This window comes from Janthinobacterium sp. SUN100, from assembly GCF_030397705.1.
GTDB lineage: Bacteria > Pseudomonadota > Gammaproteobacteria > Burkholderiales > Burkholderiaceae_D > Janthinobacterium > Janthinobacterium kumbetense.
Genome location: NZ_JAPUBU010000004.1, coordinates 229,491 through 245,651, shown reverse-complemented (window position 1 = coordinate 245,651; position 16,161 = coordinate 229,491). Strand labels below are relative to the sequence as shown.

Annotated in this window: 14 protein-coding genes; 7 read left to right on the top strand and 7 right to left on the bottom strand. The window is 67.1% G+C overall.

What is annotated here, in order from left to right:
- Positions 1–8: 8 nt before the first annotated feature.
- The 6 genes from O0881_RS21170 to O0881_RS21145 all read right to left on the bottom strand — a co-directional run bounded on the left by O0881_RS21170 (position 9) and on the right by O0881_RS21145 (position 8,545).
- Positions 9–659, bottom strand: coding sequence for a protein-L-isoaspartate O-methyltransferase (locus O0881_RS21170; RefSeq protein ID WP_034788761.1), 651 nt, complete (start codon positions 657–659; stop codon positions 9–11).
- 169 nt (positions 660–828) lie between these two features.
- The gene (locus O0881_RS21165) at positions 829–1,479 is read right to left on the bottom strand and encodes a TetR/AcrR family transcriptional regulator (protein WP_099666319.1); all 651 of its coding nucleotides are present in this window, start codon (positions 1,477–1,479) and stop codon (positions 829–831) included.
- Positions 1,480–1,727: 248 nt separating this feature from the next.
- Positions 1,728–4,130, bottom strand: coding sequence for an ABC transporter permease (locus tag O0881_RS21160; protein ID WP_289912891.1), 2,403 nt, complete (start codon positions 4,128–4,130; stop codon positions 1,728–1,730).
- A gap of 16 nt (positions 4,131–4,146) precedes the next feature.
- A complete protein-coding gene (locus tag O0881_RS21155; protein ID WP_289912888.1) occupies positions 4,147–6,540 on the bottom strand; it encodes an ABC transporter permease in 2,394 nt (797 codons plus the stop codon).
- Complete coding sequence (locus O0881_RS21150; RefSeq protein ID WP_289912887.1) at positions 6,537–7,217, bottom strand: ABC transporter ATP-binding protein; 681 nt, start codon at positions 7,215–7,217, stop codon at positions 6,537–6,539. Before O0881_RS21150 ends, O0881_RS21155 begins: the two co-directional genes overlap by 4 nt.
- Positions 7,218–7,249: 32 nt before the next feature.
- A complete protein-coding gene (locus tag O0881_RS21145) occupies positions 7,250–8,545 on the bottom strand; it encodes an efflux RND transporter periplasmic adaptor subunit (protein WP_289912886.1) in 1,296 nt (431 codons plus the stop codon).
- Positions 8,546–8,802: 257 nt separating this feature from the next.
- Between O0881_RS21145 and O0881_RS21140 the strand changes: the two genes are divergently transcribed.
- The 4 genes from O0881_RS21140 (at position 8,803) to O0881_RS21125 (ending at position 12,777) form a co-directional block, all read left to right on the top strand.
- A complete protein-coding gene (locus O0881_RS21140; RefSeq protein ID WP_289912884.1) occupies positions 8,803–10,146 on the top strand; it encodes a sigma-54 dependent transcriptional regulator in 1,344 nt (447 codons plus the stop codon).
- Complete coding sequence (locus tag O0881_RS21135) at positions 10,136–11,383, top strand: ATP-binding protein (protein WP_289912883.1); 1,248 nt, start codon at positions 10,136–10,138, stop codon at positions 11,381–11,383. Before O0881_RS21140 ends, O0881_RS21135 begins: the two co-directional genes overlap by 11 nt.
- 181 nt (positions 11,384–11,564) lie before the next feature.
- Complete coding sequence (locus O0881_RS21130; RefSeq protein ID WP_289912881.1) at positions 11,565–12,434, top strand: head GIN domain-containing protein; 870 nt, start codon at positions 11,565–11,567, stop codon at positions 12,432–12,434.
- A gap of 70 nt (positions 12,435–12,504) precedes the next feature.
- On the top strand, positions 12,505–12,777 hold the full coding sequence (locus tag O0881_RS21125; protein WP_289912879.1) for a YkgJ family cysteine cluster protein: 273 nt from the start codon (positions 12,505–12,507) through the stop codon (positions 12,775–12,777).
- Between the two features lie 36 nt (positions 12,778–12,813).
- Here O0881_RS21125 and O0881_RS21120 read toward each other — a convergent pair whose 3' ends face one another.
- Positions 12,814–13,050, bottom strand: a complete 237-nt coding sequence (locus O0881_RS21120) for a hypothetical protein (protein ID WP_289912878.1) — start codon at positions 13,048–13,050, stop codon at positions 12,814–12,816.
- A gap of 145 nt (positions 13,051–13,195) precedes the next feature.
- Between O0881_RS21120 and O0881_RS21115 the strand changes: the two genes are divergently transcribed.
- The 3 genes from O0881_RS21115 to O0881_RS21105 all read left to right on the top strand — a co-directional run bounded on the left by O0881_RS21115 (position 13,196) and on the right by O0881_RS21105 (position 16,161).
- The gene (locus tag O0881_RS21115; protein ID WP_289912877.1) at positions 13,196–13,966 is read left to right on the top strand and encodes a DeoR/GlpR family DNA-binding transcription regulator; all 771 of its coding nucleotides are present in this window, start codon (positions 13,196–13,198) and stop codon (positions 13,964–13,966) included.
- Between the two features lie 32 nt (positions 13,967–13,998).
- The gene (locus O0881_RS21110; protein ID WP_289912876.1) at positions 13,999–15,147 is read left to right on the top strand and encodes an MFS transporter; all 1,149 of its coding nucleotides are present in this window, start codon (positions 13,999–14,001) and stop codon (positions 15,145–15,147) included.
- Positions 15,148–15,315: 168 nt separating this feature from the next.
- A complete protein-coding gene (locus O0881_RS21105) occupies positions 15,316–16,161 on the top strand; it encodes an undecaprenyl-diphosphate phosphatase (protein ID WP_289903260.1) in 846 nt (281 codons plus the stop codon).

Below are 16,161 nucleotides of genomic sequence, written 5' to 3'. Positions count from 1 at the left end.
CGGTCGCCTCAGAACTGGAAATGCGACGGTGCCACGGCTTGCAGCGGCGTGACATTGGTTTCAAACAGCTTGCGCGTGTCGTAAGCCTTGTCCGAGCTGCGCGTGATCAGGTGCGCCGACATGATCGGCGCTTCGCCGATGATGGCCAGGATGCGGCCGCCGACTTTCACTTGTTGCAACAGTGCTTCCGGCAACACGGCCAGGGCGCCGGACACGACGATCACGTCATACGGTGCGCCCTTGCTCCAGCCCTGGGCGCCGTCGCCCAGTTCCACGGTGACATTCGTCACGCCGTTGGCGGCCAGGGTCTGCTCGGCCAGGGTTTTCAATTGGGGAACGATTTCCACGCTCGTCACATGACGTGCCTTGTGCGCCAGCAATGCGGCCATATAGCCGCTGCCGGTGCCGATTTCCAGCACATTTTCATGCTTCTTGACGGCTACGTCTTGCAAAATGCGCGCTTCCAGCTTCGGCGTCAACATGCATTCGCCACCGCCCAGTGGAATTTCGGTATCGACGAAGGCCAGGTTTTTATAGGCGGCCGGCACGAAATCTTCACGCTTGACCACGTTCAACAGCTCCAATACGTCGATATCCAGTACGTCCCATGGACGGATCTGCTGTTCGATCATATTGAAGCGGGCTTGTTCGATATTCATCTTTGGACTCGGTAAGTGAAGTAATAATCCGCCATTTTATCGTTGAACTGGCTGAAAGCACATGTTAACCATAAAGGCGGGGAATGGAGGAAATTTGCGACGATCTGCAGATTTGGGGGGGCGAACCTTGGAAAAGGGGCAACTGAACGGTAGAGGCAAGCTCTACATATCAACTTTTCCCGGGCGCCTCCACCTGCAAGCTGCGCAAACTCATGTCGATAAAGGCATCCATGTAGGCGACGGGATCGATGTTCTTGACCTCGCACGGCAGGAAGGAGTGCGTCCACATCATCAGCATGGTGACGGGCGCACTGAGGATGGTGCTGACCAGCACGGGATCGACCTGGCGGAATTCGCCGCGCTGCATGCCCCGTTCCAGCAAGGTGGCGATCAGCGCATTGCCGCGCGTGACCACCTCTTCGTTGTAAAACTGCGCCAGTTCCGGGAAATTATTCGCTTCGGCCAACATCAGCTTGGTCAAACCGGCCAGCTTGGTGGCGCCGAATTCTTCCCACCATTGCATCATCATGCTGCGCAACAACTCGGCGCTGGTGCTGTCCGAGGCGGCCATGCTGTCTTCCGCCTCGCCGATGGAATGCACGATATTGTCGCGCACCACGGCCTTGAACAGCTCTTGCTTGTTCTCAAAGTACAGGTACAGGGTGCCTTTCGACACGCCGGCCCGCTTGGCCACATCCTCCAGGCGCGTCGATGCGAAGCCCCGTTCGACAAACAGGTCGAGGGCGGCGGCGAGCAATTCCTGCGGGCGGGCATCCTTGCGCCGCTCCCAGCGGGGCTTGGTATCAATCGGGGCTTGCATGTGTCTTTCCAAGTAACTTACTTTTGAGTCATTAATGGTAGACCGGTCTACCGTCAAGGTCAAGCGCCGGTTGCCAGACCCATCCTGATCGCACGAAAAGGGCGCAGAAGTACACTGATGCGTATACATATAAGCAGCCGCACCTCGCCGGCTGGCCGATCCGCACGCTCGCCATTGTAACGCGTCGCTGTGGCATGGCGCCCATCGGCTGGGAGTGTCCGACGCTGACGCCATGCGGCAAGCCCGTCTCAATCGCGCAAGGCTTGCACCGGCGCCATGCGTATGGCCAGCCAGGCGTGGCGCGCAGTCGCCAGGGCCACCACGAACGCGGCCGCCAGCAGCGCCAGCGCCAGGGGCCAGGCACCGATGGGCGGATGCGCGCTGAAGGCCGCCAGGTAGCGCGCGATCGCCAACGCGGCCGGCGGCAAAGCCGCCACGCCGGCGATGGCGAGCAGCCACAGGAACTCGCGCACCACCAGCGTCCCGATGGCCAGGCGCCCGGCGCCATGCAGCTTGCGCAACACGACCTCGCGCGCGCGCCGCTGCACATACACACCAAAGGCCGCCAGCACGAAGATGGCGGCGCTGGCCCAGGCCAGCAGGCTGGCCATGCGGCGATCGTCGGCATAGGCGCTGGCGGCATATGCCGTCAGCGGCTTGGGCGCATACACTTGTCCCGTAAAATAGCGCTGCCACAGGGGGGCGATGGCTTCCGTCACGCTGGCGCCGTCCGCCCCCGCCGCCAGGCGCACGGTCAGCATCGCATTGGCAGGGTCGAGTCGGTACATCACGGGCAGCAGCGGCTCGCGCAAGCTTTGCCAGCGGATGTCCGGCACGACGCCGACGATCTGCAAGGCCTGGCCATTGAGCCAGCGTCCCGGCGCCTGCTGCGCCGTGGCCATGCCCAGCGCGCGCACGGCCGCCATGTTGATGACGATGGCGCTCGCCCCCGGCGCTCGCTCGATGGCGGGATCGAACGCGCGCCCCGCCAGCGCAGCCACCCCGTACGCGTCGAAAAAGCTGGCGCTGACTTCACGGATCTCCAGCGAGATGCTGCCGCCGTCGCCGCGCTGCACGATATCGCTGGAACGCGTGCCGCCGCCCCCGTCGCGGCCAGGCACGTCGCGGCTGTCCGCCACCGCCGCCACGCCGGGCAGGCGCAGCACGGCGTCGCGGAAGGCCACGCTGGCCGGCTGGCGCATATCCTGCCCCTTCGGCAATTCCAGCACCAGCAGCGGCGCCGCATCGAAGCCGCGCCCAGCCTCGCTGGCATAGCGCGTCTGCCAGGCTACCGCCAGTGCGACGCTGCCCAGGCCCATCGCCAGGGCCAGTTGCGACACCGTCAGCACGCGGCGCAGGCCGGCGCTGCCGCGGGTGTCGCCGCTGCGCTGCGCCAGCGCCTGGCGCATGTCGACACGACAGGCCAGCCAGCCCGGATAGGCGCCCGCCGCCGTGCCGGCCAGCACGCACAGCACCAGCGGCAGCGGTGCAAAGATATCGTCCAGCGGCCGCGCCACCAGCGCGGCGAACAGGGGCAGCAGCAACCAGGCCAGCAGCACGCCCAGCGCCGTCGCCCCCAGCGACAGCAACAGCGAGTCAGCCAGGAACTGGGCCAGCAACTGCCCCGAGGAAGCGCCCAGCACGCGCCGCACGGCGATTTCACGCTGGCGCTGCAAGGTGCGCACGGCCGCCAGGCTGATGTAGTTGGACACGGCCAGCAGCAGGATCAGCAGGCCGATGGCGCCCAGTCCCAGCACCAGCCGCCGGTCGGCGCGCGGACCGCTGCCGATGGTGTTGGCCACCGTGGTGTCGAAATAGGCGTCGCGCAGGGGCCCCAGCGCGATCTCGACGGGCTTGCGCTCGCCCAGCGCGGCGCGCTGCTGCGGCGGCACGAGGCTGTTCCATGGTCCCTGGTCAGTGGCAGTCTGCAGCGCGCCGCGCAAGGCTTCGGCGCTCACGCCCGCTCCCGTCTTGACATAAATCTTGCCGGCGATGCCCATCCAGTTGGCCAGCGCCGCGTCGCGCTGGGGCGCCGGCCACAGCACGCTGCCCGTGCCCGCCAGCAGCGCATAGGACACCGTGCTGGCCAGCGGCGGATCGGCCAGCACGGCGCGCACGCGCAGGCGTTGCCGGTCCAGCGCGATATCGCGCCCCAGCACGCGCTCCGGCACGTCGGCGTGGCCGAACAGGCGGCGCGCCATCGACTCCGTCACGGCCAGGCCATCGGGCCGGCTCAGCGCCGCCGACAGGTCGCCGGCCAGCACGCGCGGCTGGAAGATGGCGGCAAAAGCGGGATCGACGGCCGTGATCTCGAGTTCCTGCTGGCGGCCATCCTGCTCGAAGGTCGCCTTGCGCGGCCAGAACACGCTCGCTTGCAAGGGGAAACCGCTGCGCAGCGCCACGTCGCGCAGGGCAAATGGCGTGTATTCCAGCCACTGCGGCTGCGGAATGAAGTTGAGCCGGTGCTTCAGCACATAGACGCGCTCGGCTTGCGGCACGGCGGCATCGAAGCTGAAGGAATAGCGGACCAGGCAAAGCAGCAACAGGCACAGTGCAAAACCCGTCGCCAGCCCGCCCAGCGCGGCGGCGGAATACGCCGGTTGCTGCGCCAGCAAGCGCCAGCCGATGCGAAAATCTCGTGCAGACATCATGCTATCCCTTGAAGTATCAGTCAGCGCGCAAGGCCAGCGCCGGCGCCATGCGCATGGCCGACCAGGTGTGCCGCACGGTGGCCAGCAGGGCCACCAGCAGGGCCAGCAGCAATGCCGCCGCCAGGGGCCAGGCGCCCAGCGGCGCGCGCTCGACAAAGCCGGCCAGGTAGTGCGCGATGCCCAGGGCCGCCAGCGGCAGGCCCAATACGGCGCCGGCGGCAAGCAGCAGCATGAACTCGCGTCCCACCAGGCGCGCGATGGCGGCGCGGCCGGCGCCATGCAACTTGCGCAGCACAATTTCACGGCTGCGGCGCTGCACGCTGTAGGCCGACAGCACGTAGATGCCGAAGGCGGCGAGCAGCAGGGCGATCAGGCTGGCCAGGCCGAGCATGCGCGCCAGGCGCAGATCTTCGGCATACATCCCCGTCAGCAGGCTTTGCGCCGTACGCAGCTCCAGCATCCGCTCCGGAAAATAGCGCCGCCACAGCGGTTCGATGCGCGCATGGGCCGCGGCCACGGCGTCCGCGCTGCGTAGGGACAGCGTGCCGCCATGGCGCAAATCGAACAGCATCGGCTGGGCCGCCTGGCGCATGTCCTGGAAACGGATCGGCGGCGCAATGCCAATGATCACCTGCCCGTCCGGCATCGCCTGCCCCACGGCGGCCTGCGGCGTGGGGTAGCCCAGCGCCAGCGCCGCCGCCGCATTGAGCACCACCACCTGGCTGCCGACCCTGTCCCGCGCCGCGTCGAACAATCGCCCGTGCAGGGGCACGATGCGGTGCAGGTCGAACCAGCCCGGCGTCATGGGTTTGTATTCGAGGCGCACGTCACGCCCGTCGCGCGTCCTGACGCTGCCGACGACCTTGCTGCCATCGCGCCCGACCGCTTCCAGGATGCCCGCCACGCCGGCGATGCCGGGCAGGCGCGCCAGCGCCTCTTCGAAGGCGCGCGCCTGCGGGCTGTCCTCGCTCCCGGGCGGCAAGTCCAGCACCAGCAAGCCATCCGGCGCAAAGCCCGGCGAGGCATGGCTGCCATACCAGGCTTGCCAGCCGACGGCCAGGGTCGCGGCGCACAGCGCTATGGCGGCGCCGAACTGCAATACCGTCAGCATGCGGCGCAGCCACAGGCCAGCCGCCGTTTCGCTGTTGCCGCGGCCAGCCAGCGCGGGACCGGGCCGCACGCGCAGCGCGCACCAGGCGGGATAGGCGCCCGCGCACAAGCCCGTGAGCACGCCGGACAGCAAGGCGCTGGCGCAGCGCCAGGCAGTGAACATATCGTCCAGCGGCCGCTGGACCAGCTCGGCGAAGAGCGGCAGCGCCAGCCAGGCCAGCAGCAAGCCGGCGGCGGCCGCCAGCAGCGCCGTGAGCACCGACTCGGCCAGGAACTGCCGCACCAGGCGCGTCGCACTGGCGCCGAGCAGCTTGCGCACGCCGATTTCCCGTTGGCGGCGCAAGGTGCGCACGGTGGCAAGGTTGACGTAATTGATGACGGCCAGGGCCAGTATCAGCAGCGCCAGCACGGCCAGTCCCGCCACGCTGGCGCGCTGCCCATGCCGCGCCGCCGCGCGGCTGTTGTACAGGTCCGCATCGAAGTAAGCCTGCGCCAGCGGCAGCAGCGCGATGTCGGTGACGTTGCGTCCCTCGAGCGCGCGCCCCATCGAGGCCCCGCGCACCTGCCGGTCTTGCGGCGAATCGTTGACGGCCCGCTGCAGCAGCGCCGCCAGCGCATCGGGGTCCGCGCCGGGGCGCATCCGCAGGTAAATGGCGCCGCGCCCCGTGCCGGCAAAAGCGGCCTCGCGCTGCGCCGCCGGCCAGGCGCTGCTGAACGTACCCACCAGCACTTCATACGGCACGGTGGTGTTGCGCTGATGGTCGGGCAAGATGGCGCGCACCTGCAGCGTGACGCCGCCGACCTGCAGCAACTGGCCCAGCGCGGATGCGTCGGCAAACAGCTTGCGCGCCGCCGTCTGCGTCAGCGCCACGGCATCGGGCTGCGCCAGCGTGGACCGCAAGTCGCCCTGCAGCGCCGTCACGCCGAACAGGCTGGCAAAATCCGCATCGACCGCTTGCACGTTCAGTGCATACGGGCGCTCGCCGCGCTGCACGGGCAAAGCCAATTGCCTGACGATGCTCGCCATCTCCACCGCACCGCTGCGCCGCGCCACGTCGCGCAGCGACAGATAGGCGTAATTCTGCCACTCGGGGCGGATGAACAGATTGATGCGCTGCTTGACCAGCTGCACGCGCTCGCGCTGCGGTACCTGGCTATCGTAGCCCAGGCTGTAGCCGACAAAGCCCAGCAGCAGAAAGCAGGCCGCGAAACCCACCGCCAGGCCCAGGATGACGGCCGCCGAGGCGCCACGCTGCTGCGCCAGCAGGCGCCAGCCGATGCGGAAATCGGCCGCCTTCATGCGGCTTGCAAGGCGTCGACCACGATGCGGCCGTCCAGCAAATGCAGGGTGCGCGATGCCTGCGCCGCATGGTCGGCCGAGTGGGTCACCATCACCACCGTCGTGCCCTCCGCATTGATGCTGCGCAGCAGGCGCATGACTTCATTGCCGTGCGCCGTATCGAGGTTGCCCGTCGGTTCATCGGCCAGCAAGACGGCCGGCCCGGCCACCAGCGCGCGCGCGATCGCCACGCGCTGCTGCTGGCCGCCGGACAGCTGCGACGGCCGGTGTCCCGCGCGGTGGGCCACGCCCAGCTTGTCGAGCATGGCGGCCACGCGCTGGCGCCGTTCGCGTGCCGGCGTGCCGTTGTATTCGAGTGCCAGCTCCACGTTCTCGAACACGCTCAGTTCCTCGATCAGGTTGAAGCTCTGGAAGATGAAGCCGATGCGCCCGCGGCGCAGCACATTGAGCTTCGCCTCGCTCCACCCAGCCACGTTCTGGCCCTCGAACCAGTATTCGCCCTGGCTGGGAATATCGAGCAAGCCCAGCAGACCCAGCAGGGTCGATTTGCCGCAGCCCGACGGGCCCGTGATGGCCACATATTCGCCCGCCTCGATTTCGAGGTCGATGCGGTCCAGGGCCTTGGTCTGGATATCGCCTGACTGATGCAGCTTGCTGACGCCGACTAATTTAAGCATGGGTGGAACCTTTATGGAAGATGAGAGGGAATTTACCGGCTTATGTGCAATCTGGGGGAATTTCCATAGGCGGCGTAGGCGGACAGGATCACGCGTTCGCCTGTCTGCAGCCCTTGCAGCACTTCGAGCTGGCTGTTGTTGCGCCGGCCGATACGCACCGCGCGCCGCTGCGCCTGGCCGCCGGACGCATCGAGCACGTAGACCCAGGCGCCGCCGCTGTCGTTGACGAAGGCGCCGTTCGGCAGCAGCAGCGCGGCGGCCGGCTCGCCCAGGGTGATCTGCGCATCGAGGCTTTGTCCCGGATTGAGCACGGGCGGCTGGCCGTGCGTGAACACCAGTTCCACCGTGAAGCGGCCCTCCTTGATCTGCGGATAAATCGTCTGCACGCTCAGCGCGTAAACGCGGCCATCCTGGACGATGCTGGCTTGCCGTCCCGCCGCCATGCGGTTCAGGTAAAACTCGTCCACCCTGGCCGACAGCTTGTAGCGCACTGGGTCGTCAATGCGGCCCACATTCTTGCCCGTCGCAATCGACTCGCCCACCTGCAGCCGGAAGTCCGTCAGCCGGCCGGCGGACGGCGCACGCACGGCCAGGGCATCGACCGTGGCGCCGACCAGCAGCAGGCCCGAACTGAGGCCCGCGATGGACGCCTCAAGCTGGGCGGCCGCATCGCGGCGCACCCGCGCCTCGGCCTGCGCCGCCTGCTGTTCCTGCGCCAGCGCGCGCTGCTGCTGCAGCAGGCTGTCGGCCGACTCCTCCAGTGCCACACTGGAAATGAAGCCCTGCGCCGCCAGCCTGGCATGGCGCGCATGCTGCTTGCCGCCCTGCTGCAGCGCGAACGCCAGGTCGTCCAGACGGCGCTGGTGCTCGCTGGCGCTGGCCTGCTGCGCCAGGCGCAAGTTGGACAAGTTGAAAATCTGCTGTGCATGTTCGGCCTTGCGGGCCAGCAGTTCCAGGTTGCGCTGCGGATTGGAGATGCGGAACAGCAGCTGGCCCTTCCTGACCAGCGCGCCGTCACTGGCAAGCACCTCGTCGATGCGGCCCGACTCGACCGAATCGAGGAGCACGGAATGCAGCGGCTCGGCGCTGGCGCGCACCACCACTTCATCGAGGAAAATGCCGCGCTCTGCGATACCGATGCGCAATTCGGCGGCAGGCACCTGCAAGCCGCGCGGCATGGCCCACCACCCGGCGGCGGCAAGCGCGGCCAGCAGCAACACGCCCGCCAGGCCGGCGGCGACCAGCTTGCGCCGGCTGCGCGGCACGCGCGTATCCATGGCGGCGCCGCTGGCCGGCAAAGGGGGGATCGAAGATCGGGGAGCATGCATATTTATTTTCACGTCTTTCGCACTGGTCTTGTCCCTGCATCAGCAAGCAGCGTGCCAGCGGCAGGCGCCACGCGGACAGGCGCCCTGCAGCCGCGCGCCGGCACCGGCGGTGCGGCGCGGTGTCCCGCAGTGTCCATTTCCGGACAGCGGCTGTTCGCAAGCGCACAGCACCGGCAAACGGGCATGCCCGCAGCAGCTGCCACGCCCCCTGCGCGGCTGCTAGAATGCGCCACTGACCGACGCTCACTATGCTCTCCATGGCCCACACCGCAGCCCACGTCCTGATCCTCGACGACGATATCGATGTCGCCTGTGCCGCACAGCTGCTGCTGCGGCGGCGCTACCGCGACGGCCAGGTCGATACGCTGTGCGACCCGGCGGGGCTGCCCGCGCTGCTGGCCCGGGCCGTGCCCGACGTGGTGCTGCTCGACCTCAATTTCCAGCCCGGCCAGACCGATGGCGCACAAGGCCTGGCCTTGCTCGACCTGCTGCGCGCGCTGCCACGGCCGCCTTGCGTGATCGCCATGACGGCGTATGCCGACGTGCCGCTGGCCGTGGCGGCGCTGCAGCGCGGCGCCGGCGATTTCATCACCAAGCCCTGGGACAACGCGCGCCTGGCCGCCGCCGTGGAACAAGCGCTGGCGCGCCGCGCCGGCATGGCCTCGCCAGGCACGGCCGCGCCGGACCTGATGGGCGACTCCCCGGCCATGCGCGCGCTGCGCGCGATGGTCGCCAGCGTCGGTCCCACCGAGGCAAACGTGATGGTGCTCGGTGAAAACGGCGTCGGCAAGGAACTGGTGGCACGCGCGCTGCACCAGGCCTCGCGCCGCGCCGCCGGTCCCCTGCTGCCGGTGGACATGGGCGCCGTGCCGGAGGCAACCTTCGAAAGCGAATTGTTCGGCCACCGCAAGGGCGCGTTCACCGACGCCAAGCATGAACGCGCAGGACGCTTCCAGACGGCGCGCGGCGGCTCGCTCTTTCTCGATGAAATCGGCAACCTGCCGCTGGCGGCGCAAGCGAAGCTGTTGACGGCGCTGGAACGGCGCGAAGTGACGCCGCTCGGCGCCGACCGTCCGGAAGCGATCGACGTGCGCATCCTCAGCGCCACCAATGTCGATGAAGCGCGGCTGTTCGATCCGGCCGTGTTCCGGCCCGACCTGCTGTTCCGCCTCAATACCATCGTGCTGCGCGTGCCGCCGCTGCGGGCGCGCCGCGAGGATATCGCCATGCTGCTGCGGCACTACCTGGCGCACTACGAAAGCCAGTACCAGCGCCCTGCGCGCGCGCCCGCGGCGGAGGCGCTCGACTACCTGCAACAGCATGACTGGCCTGGCAATGTGCGCGCGCTGCGCCATGCCTGCGAACGGGCCGTCATCCTGGGGAGCGAAGCGCACTACACGCGCGGCGATTTCGGCCTGTTCGACGGCGCCGGCCAGGCGCCAGCGGCGCCCGCCCACGCACGCCAGACGCTGGGCGCGCTGGAACGCGACGCCATCCACCGCACGCTGGAGCAGGTCGACGGCAATATCAGCCATGCGGCCAAGGCGCTGGGCATCAGCCGCGCCGCCCTGTACCGCAAGCTGAACAAACATGGCATCTGAGCGCAGCCTCAAGACGACAGCCAGCGCCAGCATCGCCGCCATGCTGGCGCTGGCCGGCGGCGCCGGGTATTTTGTCGCGCTGGCGTCGCCGCGCCTGAGCGTATTGTGCCTGCTGCTATCGATAGCGCCGGCGTGGCGGCTGTCCCGCTGCCTGACACGCCTCGCGCCGCGCCTGTCGCGCCAAGAGTCGACGATGGCAGCGGCAATGACGGCGGCGCCGTCGCCTAGGCCCGATGAAGAATCGCTGAGGGCGCTCGAAGCCTGTCTCGAGCACGCGCCCATCGCCCTGTTCCGCATCCAGAACGACGCCGAGGAACGCAAGGTAACGCCCCTCAATGCAAGCGCACGGCGCCAGCTGGCGCCCGGACATGCGAGCGAACCGCAACGGTTGCAGCAACTGCTGGCGGCGCAGCCGCCCGGCCAGCGCCGCCTGCTCAGTTTTGACACGGAGCGGGGCGTGGAGCGGGCGCTGGTGGCCGTGGCGGCGCTGACCTTGCAAGGCGCGCCGCAGCACCTGGCCGCGCTGATGCCGGTGGAGAGCGAACTGGAAGCCGAGGCGCTCAACGCCTGGCGCGACCTGGTGCAAGTGCTGACGCATGAAATCATGAATTCGCTGACGCCCGTCGCCTCGCTGTCGCGCACGGCCTGCGACCTGCTGGCGGACGTGCACCCCCTGCTGCCGCACGACACCCATGCCGACCTGGCGACGGCGCTCGACGCCATCGCCCGCCGCGCCGCCAGCCTGGCCGACTTCGTGGCCAGCTACCGCAGCCTGTCCAGCGTGCCCGCGCCGCAACCCGAAGCGGTGCGCCTGGAACAACTGTTCCAGCGCCTGGAAGCGCTGCTGGCGCCAGCCTGGCAGGCGCGCGGCGGCAGGGCGGAATTTTCCGTCGAACCGGCATCGCTGGAAGTGCGGATCGATGCAGGCCAGCTGGAACAGGCGCTGATCAATCTGCTCAAGAATGCCGCCGAAGCCACGCAGGGGATTGCCGCGCCGCGCGTCACGGTCAGCGCCCGCCTGAGCCGGGGCGCGCGCCTGCGCATCGAAGTGCGCGACAATGGCCATGGCGTGCCCGATACGCTGGCCGCGCACATCTTCATGCCATTTTTCTCGACCAGGAAGCAGGGACGCGGCATCGGCCTGGCGCTGGTGCGCCACCTGGCCCATGCCAACGGCGGCACTTTGCGCCATGCGCGGCCCGTCGGCGCCGGCGCCTGTTTCCTGCTCAGCTTTTAAGGCGGACGGCACCACGTCAGGCGCACGCGCCTGCAGTTCACCCCGCGTTTTACGCAGTTCGTCGCATTTCCCTGCCAGCCAGCGCACCGCTTTGCTATCTTCTCATCGACAGCACGGCAGCCGCGGCACGGCAGCCGGCTCTTTTCTTGTCCCGAACTAAAACAATCATAAAGGAAACACCATGCGTACCTTGCTGGCCCTGTGCTGTGCCGTTGCCCTTGGCGGTTGCGCCATCGTCATCAACCCCAACGATGGCGAAGTACGCTATGCCGATTCCAGCAGCAATGTCATCCAGGGCAATGGGCAAGTGAGCCGCGACGTGCGCCAGGTCAGCACCATCAGCGCGCTCGACATCGACAACATGAAGCGCATCGACATCAAGATCGACGTGCGCGTCGGCCCGACGGCATCGCTGGTGATCGAAGCGGACAGCAATCTGCAACCGCTGATCCATAGCGACGTGAGCGGCAATACGCTGCGCCTGTGGAGCGACACGAACATTCGCAGCAGCAATGGCATCCACGTCATCTATACGACACCGCAATTGAGGAAGATCAACATCTCAGGCTCGGGCCGCCTGGTGGTCAGCGGCCTGAATGGCGACGATTTCAGCCTGGAACAGCGCGGGTCGATGAAGAGCGAATTGTCGGGCACGACGGGACGCTTCGACGTGGCCAACAATGGCTCGGGCAGCATCAACGCGGCGGCCCTCGCCAGCGGCAACACGGACGCGGTGCAGAACGGTTCCGGCAGCATCCAGCTGGGCAGCGTGCACGGCGAACGCATCAACGTGGCCGTCAACGGCTCGGGCAGCATCAGCGCCAACGGCGCCGTGCAGCGCCTCGACGCCAACGTGAATGGCTCGGGCGATGTCAACCTGGCGTCGCTGCGCAGCGACGTTGCCTATCTGGCGAGCAACGGCTCCGGCGACATCGACGTCAGCGTCCAGAATGAAGTCCACGCCCGCGCCAGCGGTTCCGGCCGCATCACCGTGCATGGCGATCCGGCCCGCCGCACTTTGTCGGGCAAGCGCGTCAGCATCGTGCGCTGAACGCGCCCGGGCAACACATGGGAGCCGGCTTGCTATACTGTCGGCTCCTCACCCGCCCGTCTGAACTCCCATGTCACCATCTGCCACCCTGGCATGCCGTCCCTCGTGCGGCGCCTGCTGCACCGCACCGTCCATCACCAGCCCGATTCCCGGCATGCCGGAGGGAAAACCGGCGGGCGTGCGCTGCGTGCAGCTGGCCGATGACAACCGTTGCAAGATCTTTGGCCAGCCGGAACGGCCCGCGTTTTGCGGCGGCTTGCAGCCATCCGCGGAGATGTGCGGCGACAGCCGCGAACACGCGGTGCACTGGCTGGCCGAGCTGGAACGGCTGACGGCGCCCTGAGCGGCGGCGCGCACGGCGTCCCTGCTTGCGTCGCGCTTAGCGCGCGTCTTCCGCTTCCTCGGCGTCGCGCTGGCGCTTGTATTCCAGCAAGGTGGCAATCCCCAGGTAGATCAGCAGCAGGCACACGGAATCGCGTACATCGCTCCAGCCCAGCGTGCCATGACGCATCCAATGCAGCGCATTCAACACGATCATCATGCCCAGGATCAACCATCCACTGCGGCGCAGGGCGCGGCCCGGCAAGCTTGCCTTGAAAGAGGTACTTGAAAACATGGCTGCCCTTATTTCATTCTGTTTTTTACAACACCAACAAAACTTATATCTTTTCGGTAATATTTGACGGAAACCTGCGTACGCTTGACTCTGTTTGCACGTTTGCGTATATTCATGCACATTCTTGCACGTTTATAGGTTCACCATGTCCGCCACCCTGCTCCTCAAACAACGCCACGCGCTGATCCAGCAACAATTGCATGCCGACGGTCGCGTGCTGGCGCTGGACCTGGCGCGCCAGCTCGACGTATCCGAAGATACGATACGGCGCGATCTGCGCGAGATGGCTGCGGCCGGCCTGTGCCAGCGCGTGTATGGCGGCGCCTTGCCGCTGGCGCCGGACGGCGGCACCTTGAGCCAGCGCAAGCAGGAAGCGCCGGAACGCAAGGCGCGCCTGGCGCAGGCCGCCGTCTCCCTCGTGCGCGCGGGCCAGGTACTGTTTCTCGACGCGGGCTCGACCAACCTGGCCATCGCCAGCGCCTTGCCAGAGTTAGCGCTCACTGTCATCACCAACGCGCCAGCCATTGCTATGGCCTTGATGGAACGCCCGGAAATCGAGCTGATCATGGCTGGCGGCAGGGTCGACCGCCGCGCCGGCGCCAGCCTGGGGCCGCAGGCGCTGCGCACCGTCGAGCGCATGCATCCCGACCTGTGCTTCCTCGGCGCTTGCGGCGCCGATGCGGACGCGGGGGTAACGGCCTTCAATTACGACGAGGCGGAATTCAAGCGCAGCATCGCCGGCGCCAGCAAGGCGGTGGTCGTGGCCGTCACCAGCGACAAGCTGGGCACCGCCGCACCCTTTGGCGTATTGGCCACGGGCTTGCTGCAGCACCTGGTGCTGGAAGCCGATGCCGACACTGCCCACGTGGCCGCCTTTGAACGGCTGGGCGTGCAAGTGTTGCGCGCCCGCGCCTGATTTTATCCACCCCGACTTTGAAAAGCTCCCCCATGCATCTCACCGGCACCCTGCAACAACGCGCCACGCGCCTGGTCTTCTTCGCCGCCGGCCTCGGCATGGCCGCCTGGGCGCCCTTGGTTCCCTACGCCAAGTCGCGCCTGGGCCTCGATGAAGCCACCCTCGGCATTTTGCTGCTGTGCCTGGGCGCCGGCTCGCTGTGCGCAATGCCGTTTACGGGCATGCTCACGGCACGCTTCGGCTGCCGCAAGGTCATCGTCGGCGCCGGCCTGCTCCTGACCGCCATCCTGCCCGGCCTGGCGCTGGCCGCCACGCCGCTGCAACTGGGCCTGGTGCTGCTGGTGTTCGGCGCGGCCATGGGCACGTTCGACGTGGCCATCAATATCCAGGCCGTGATCATCGAAAAAGCCAACGGCGGCGCCATGATGTCGGGCTTTCATGCGCTGTTCAGCGTGGGCGGCTTCGCCGGTGCGGCCTGCATGGCCCTGCTGTTGTGGCTGGGCCTGACGCCGGCCTGGTCCTGCGTGGTGGTGATGCTGCTGCTGTGCGGCGTGCTGGGCGCGGCGCAAGGCCATCTGCTGCCGACGGCGTCCGCCTCCGGCGAAAAGACGCCGCTGTTCGTCATGCCGCATGGCGCCGTCATTTTCATTGGCCTGTTGTGCTTTATCGTCTTCCTGGCCGAAGGCGCCATCCTCGACTGGAGCGCCCTGTTCCTCACCACCACGCGCGGCGTGGAAGAAGCCAAGGGTGGCCTCGGCTACGCCGCCTTCGCCATCGCCATGACGGTGGGCCGTTTCACCGGTGACAAGGTGGTCAGCCGCTTTAGCGGCAAGCGTGTACTCACTTTTGGCGGCTTGTGCGCAGCGGCAGGCTTTTTCCTGGCCGTGCTGGCGCCGCACGCCAGCCTGGCCATGCTTGGCTTCGTGCTGATCGGCCTGGGCGCGGCAAATATCGTGCCCATCCTGTTTACGGCGGCAGGCAACCAGCATGCCATGCCGGCCAGCCTCGCCGTGGCGGCCATCACCACCATCGGCTACGCGGGCATCCTGGCCGGCCCGGCCGTGATCGGCTTCATCGCCCACGCCACCAGCCTGAATATCGCCTTTGCCATGCTGGGCGCCGCCCTGCTGCTGGTGGCGGCCAGCGCGCGCCTGGTGGCGCCGGCAAAACAAGTATCCTGATCCTTCCTCCTGCCTGGCGGACGGCGCTAAAAAAGCGCCGCCCAACTGCGCCCAAATAAGGTCCGCGGGCCTGCGGCATGGTAAGCTTCGACCCCGCGCACATTGCTGGCGCCACGCGGTCACCCCATCCTGTCACTTATACCCGTACTTATACCCTTTTATACATCTATGGATCTCATTCTTGCGTTAAAAGCCATCATCATGGGGCTGGTCGAAGGTTTTACCGAATTCTTGCCGATTTCGTCCACGGGACATCTGATCCTGGCCGGCAGTCTGCTCGACTTTACCAAGGATGTCTCGAAAGAAGTCATGGACGTCTTCGAGATCGCCATCCAGGCCGGTGCCATCCTGGCCGTGTGCTGGGAGTACCGCCAGCGCATCGGCAGCGTGCTGTCCACCTTCGGCACCGAAGTCAAGTCGCGCAAATTCGTGCTGAACGTGGCCATCGCCTTCATTCCACTGGCCGTCATCGGCCTGGCCATCGGCAAGATGATCAAGCATGCGCTGTTCAAGCCAGTACCCGTCGCCATGGCCTTCATCATCGGCGGCATCATCATCTTGCTGGTGGAGCGCCGCGCGCGCACCAATCCCGTCACCGTGCGCGTCAACTCGGTCGATGAAATGACGCCGTTCGACGCCCTGAAAGTGGGCTGCGCGCAGGCATTCGCGCTGATCCCTGGCACCAGCCGTTCCGGCTCGACCATCATCGGCGGCATGCTGCTGGGCCTGTCGCGCAAGACGGCCACGGAATTCTCGTTCTTCCTGGCCATCCCGACCTTGTTCGCGGCCACCTTCTACTCGCTGTACAAAGCGCGCGACATCCTGTCGGCCACCGACGTGCCCCTGTTCGGCCTGGGCACCGTGGCCGCCTTCATTTCCGCCTTCCTGTGCGTGCGCTGGCTGCTGCGCTATATCAGCTCGCACGACTTCACGTTTTTTGCCTGGTACCGCATTGTGTTCGGCTTGCTGGTGTTGGCCAGCGCCCACTACGGCTGGGTTGTTTGGGCAGAATAA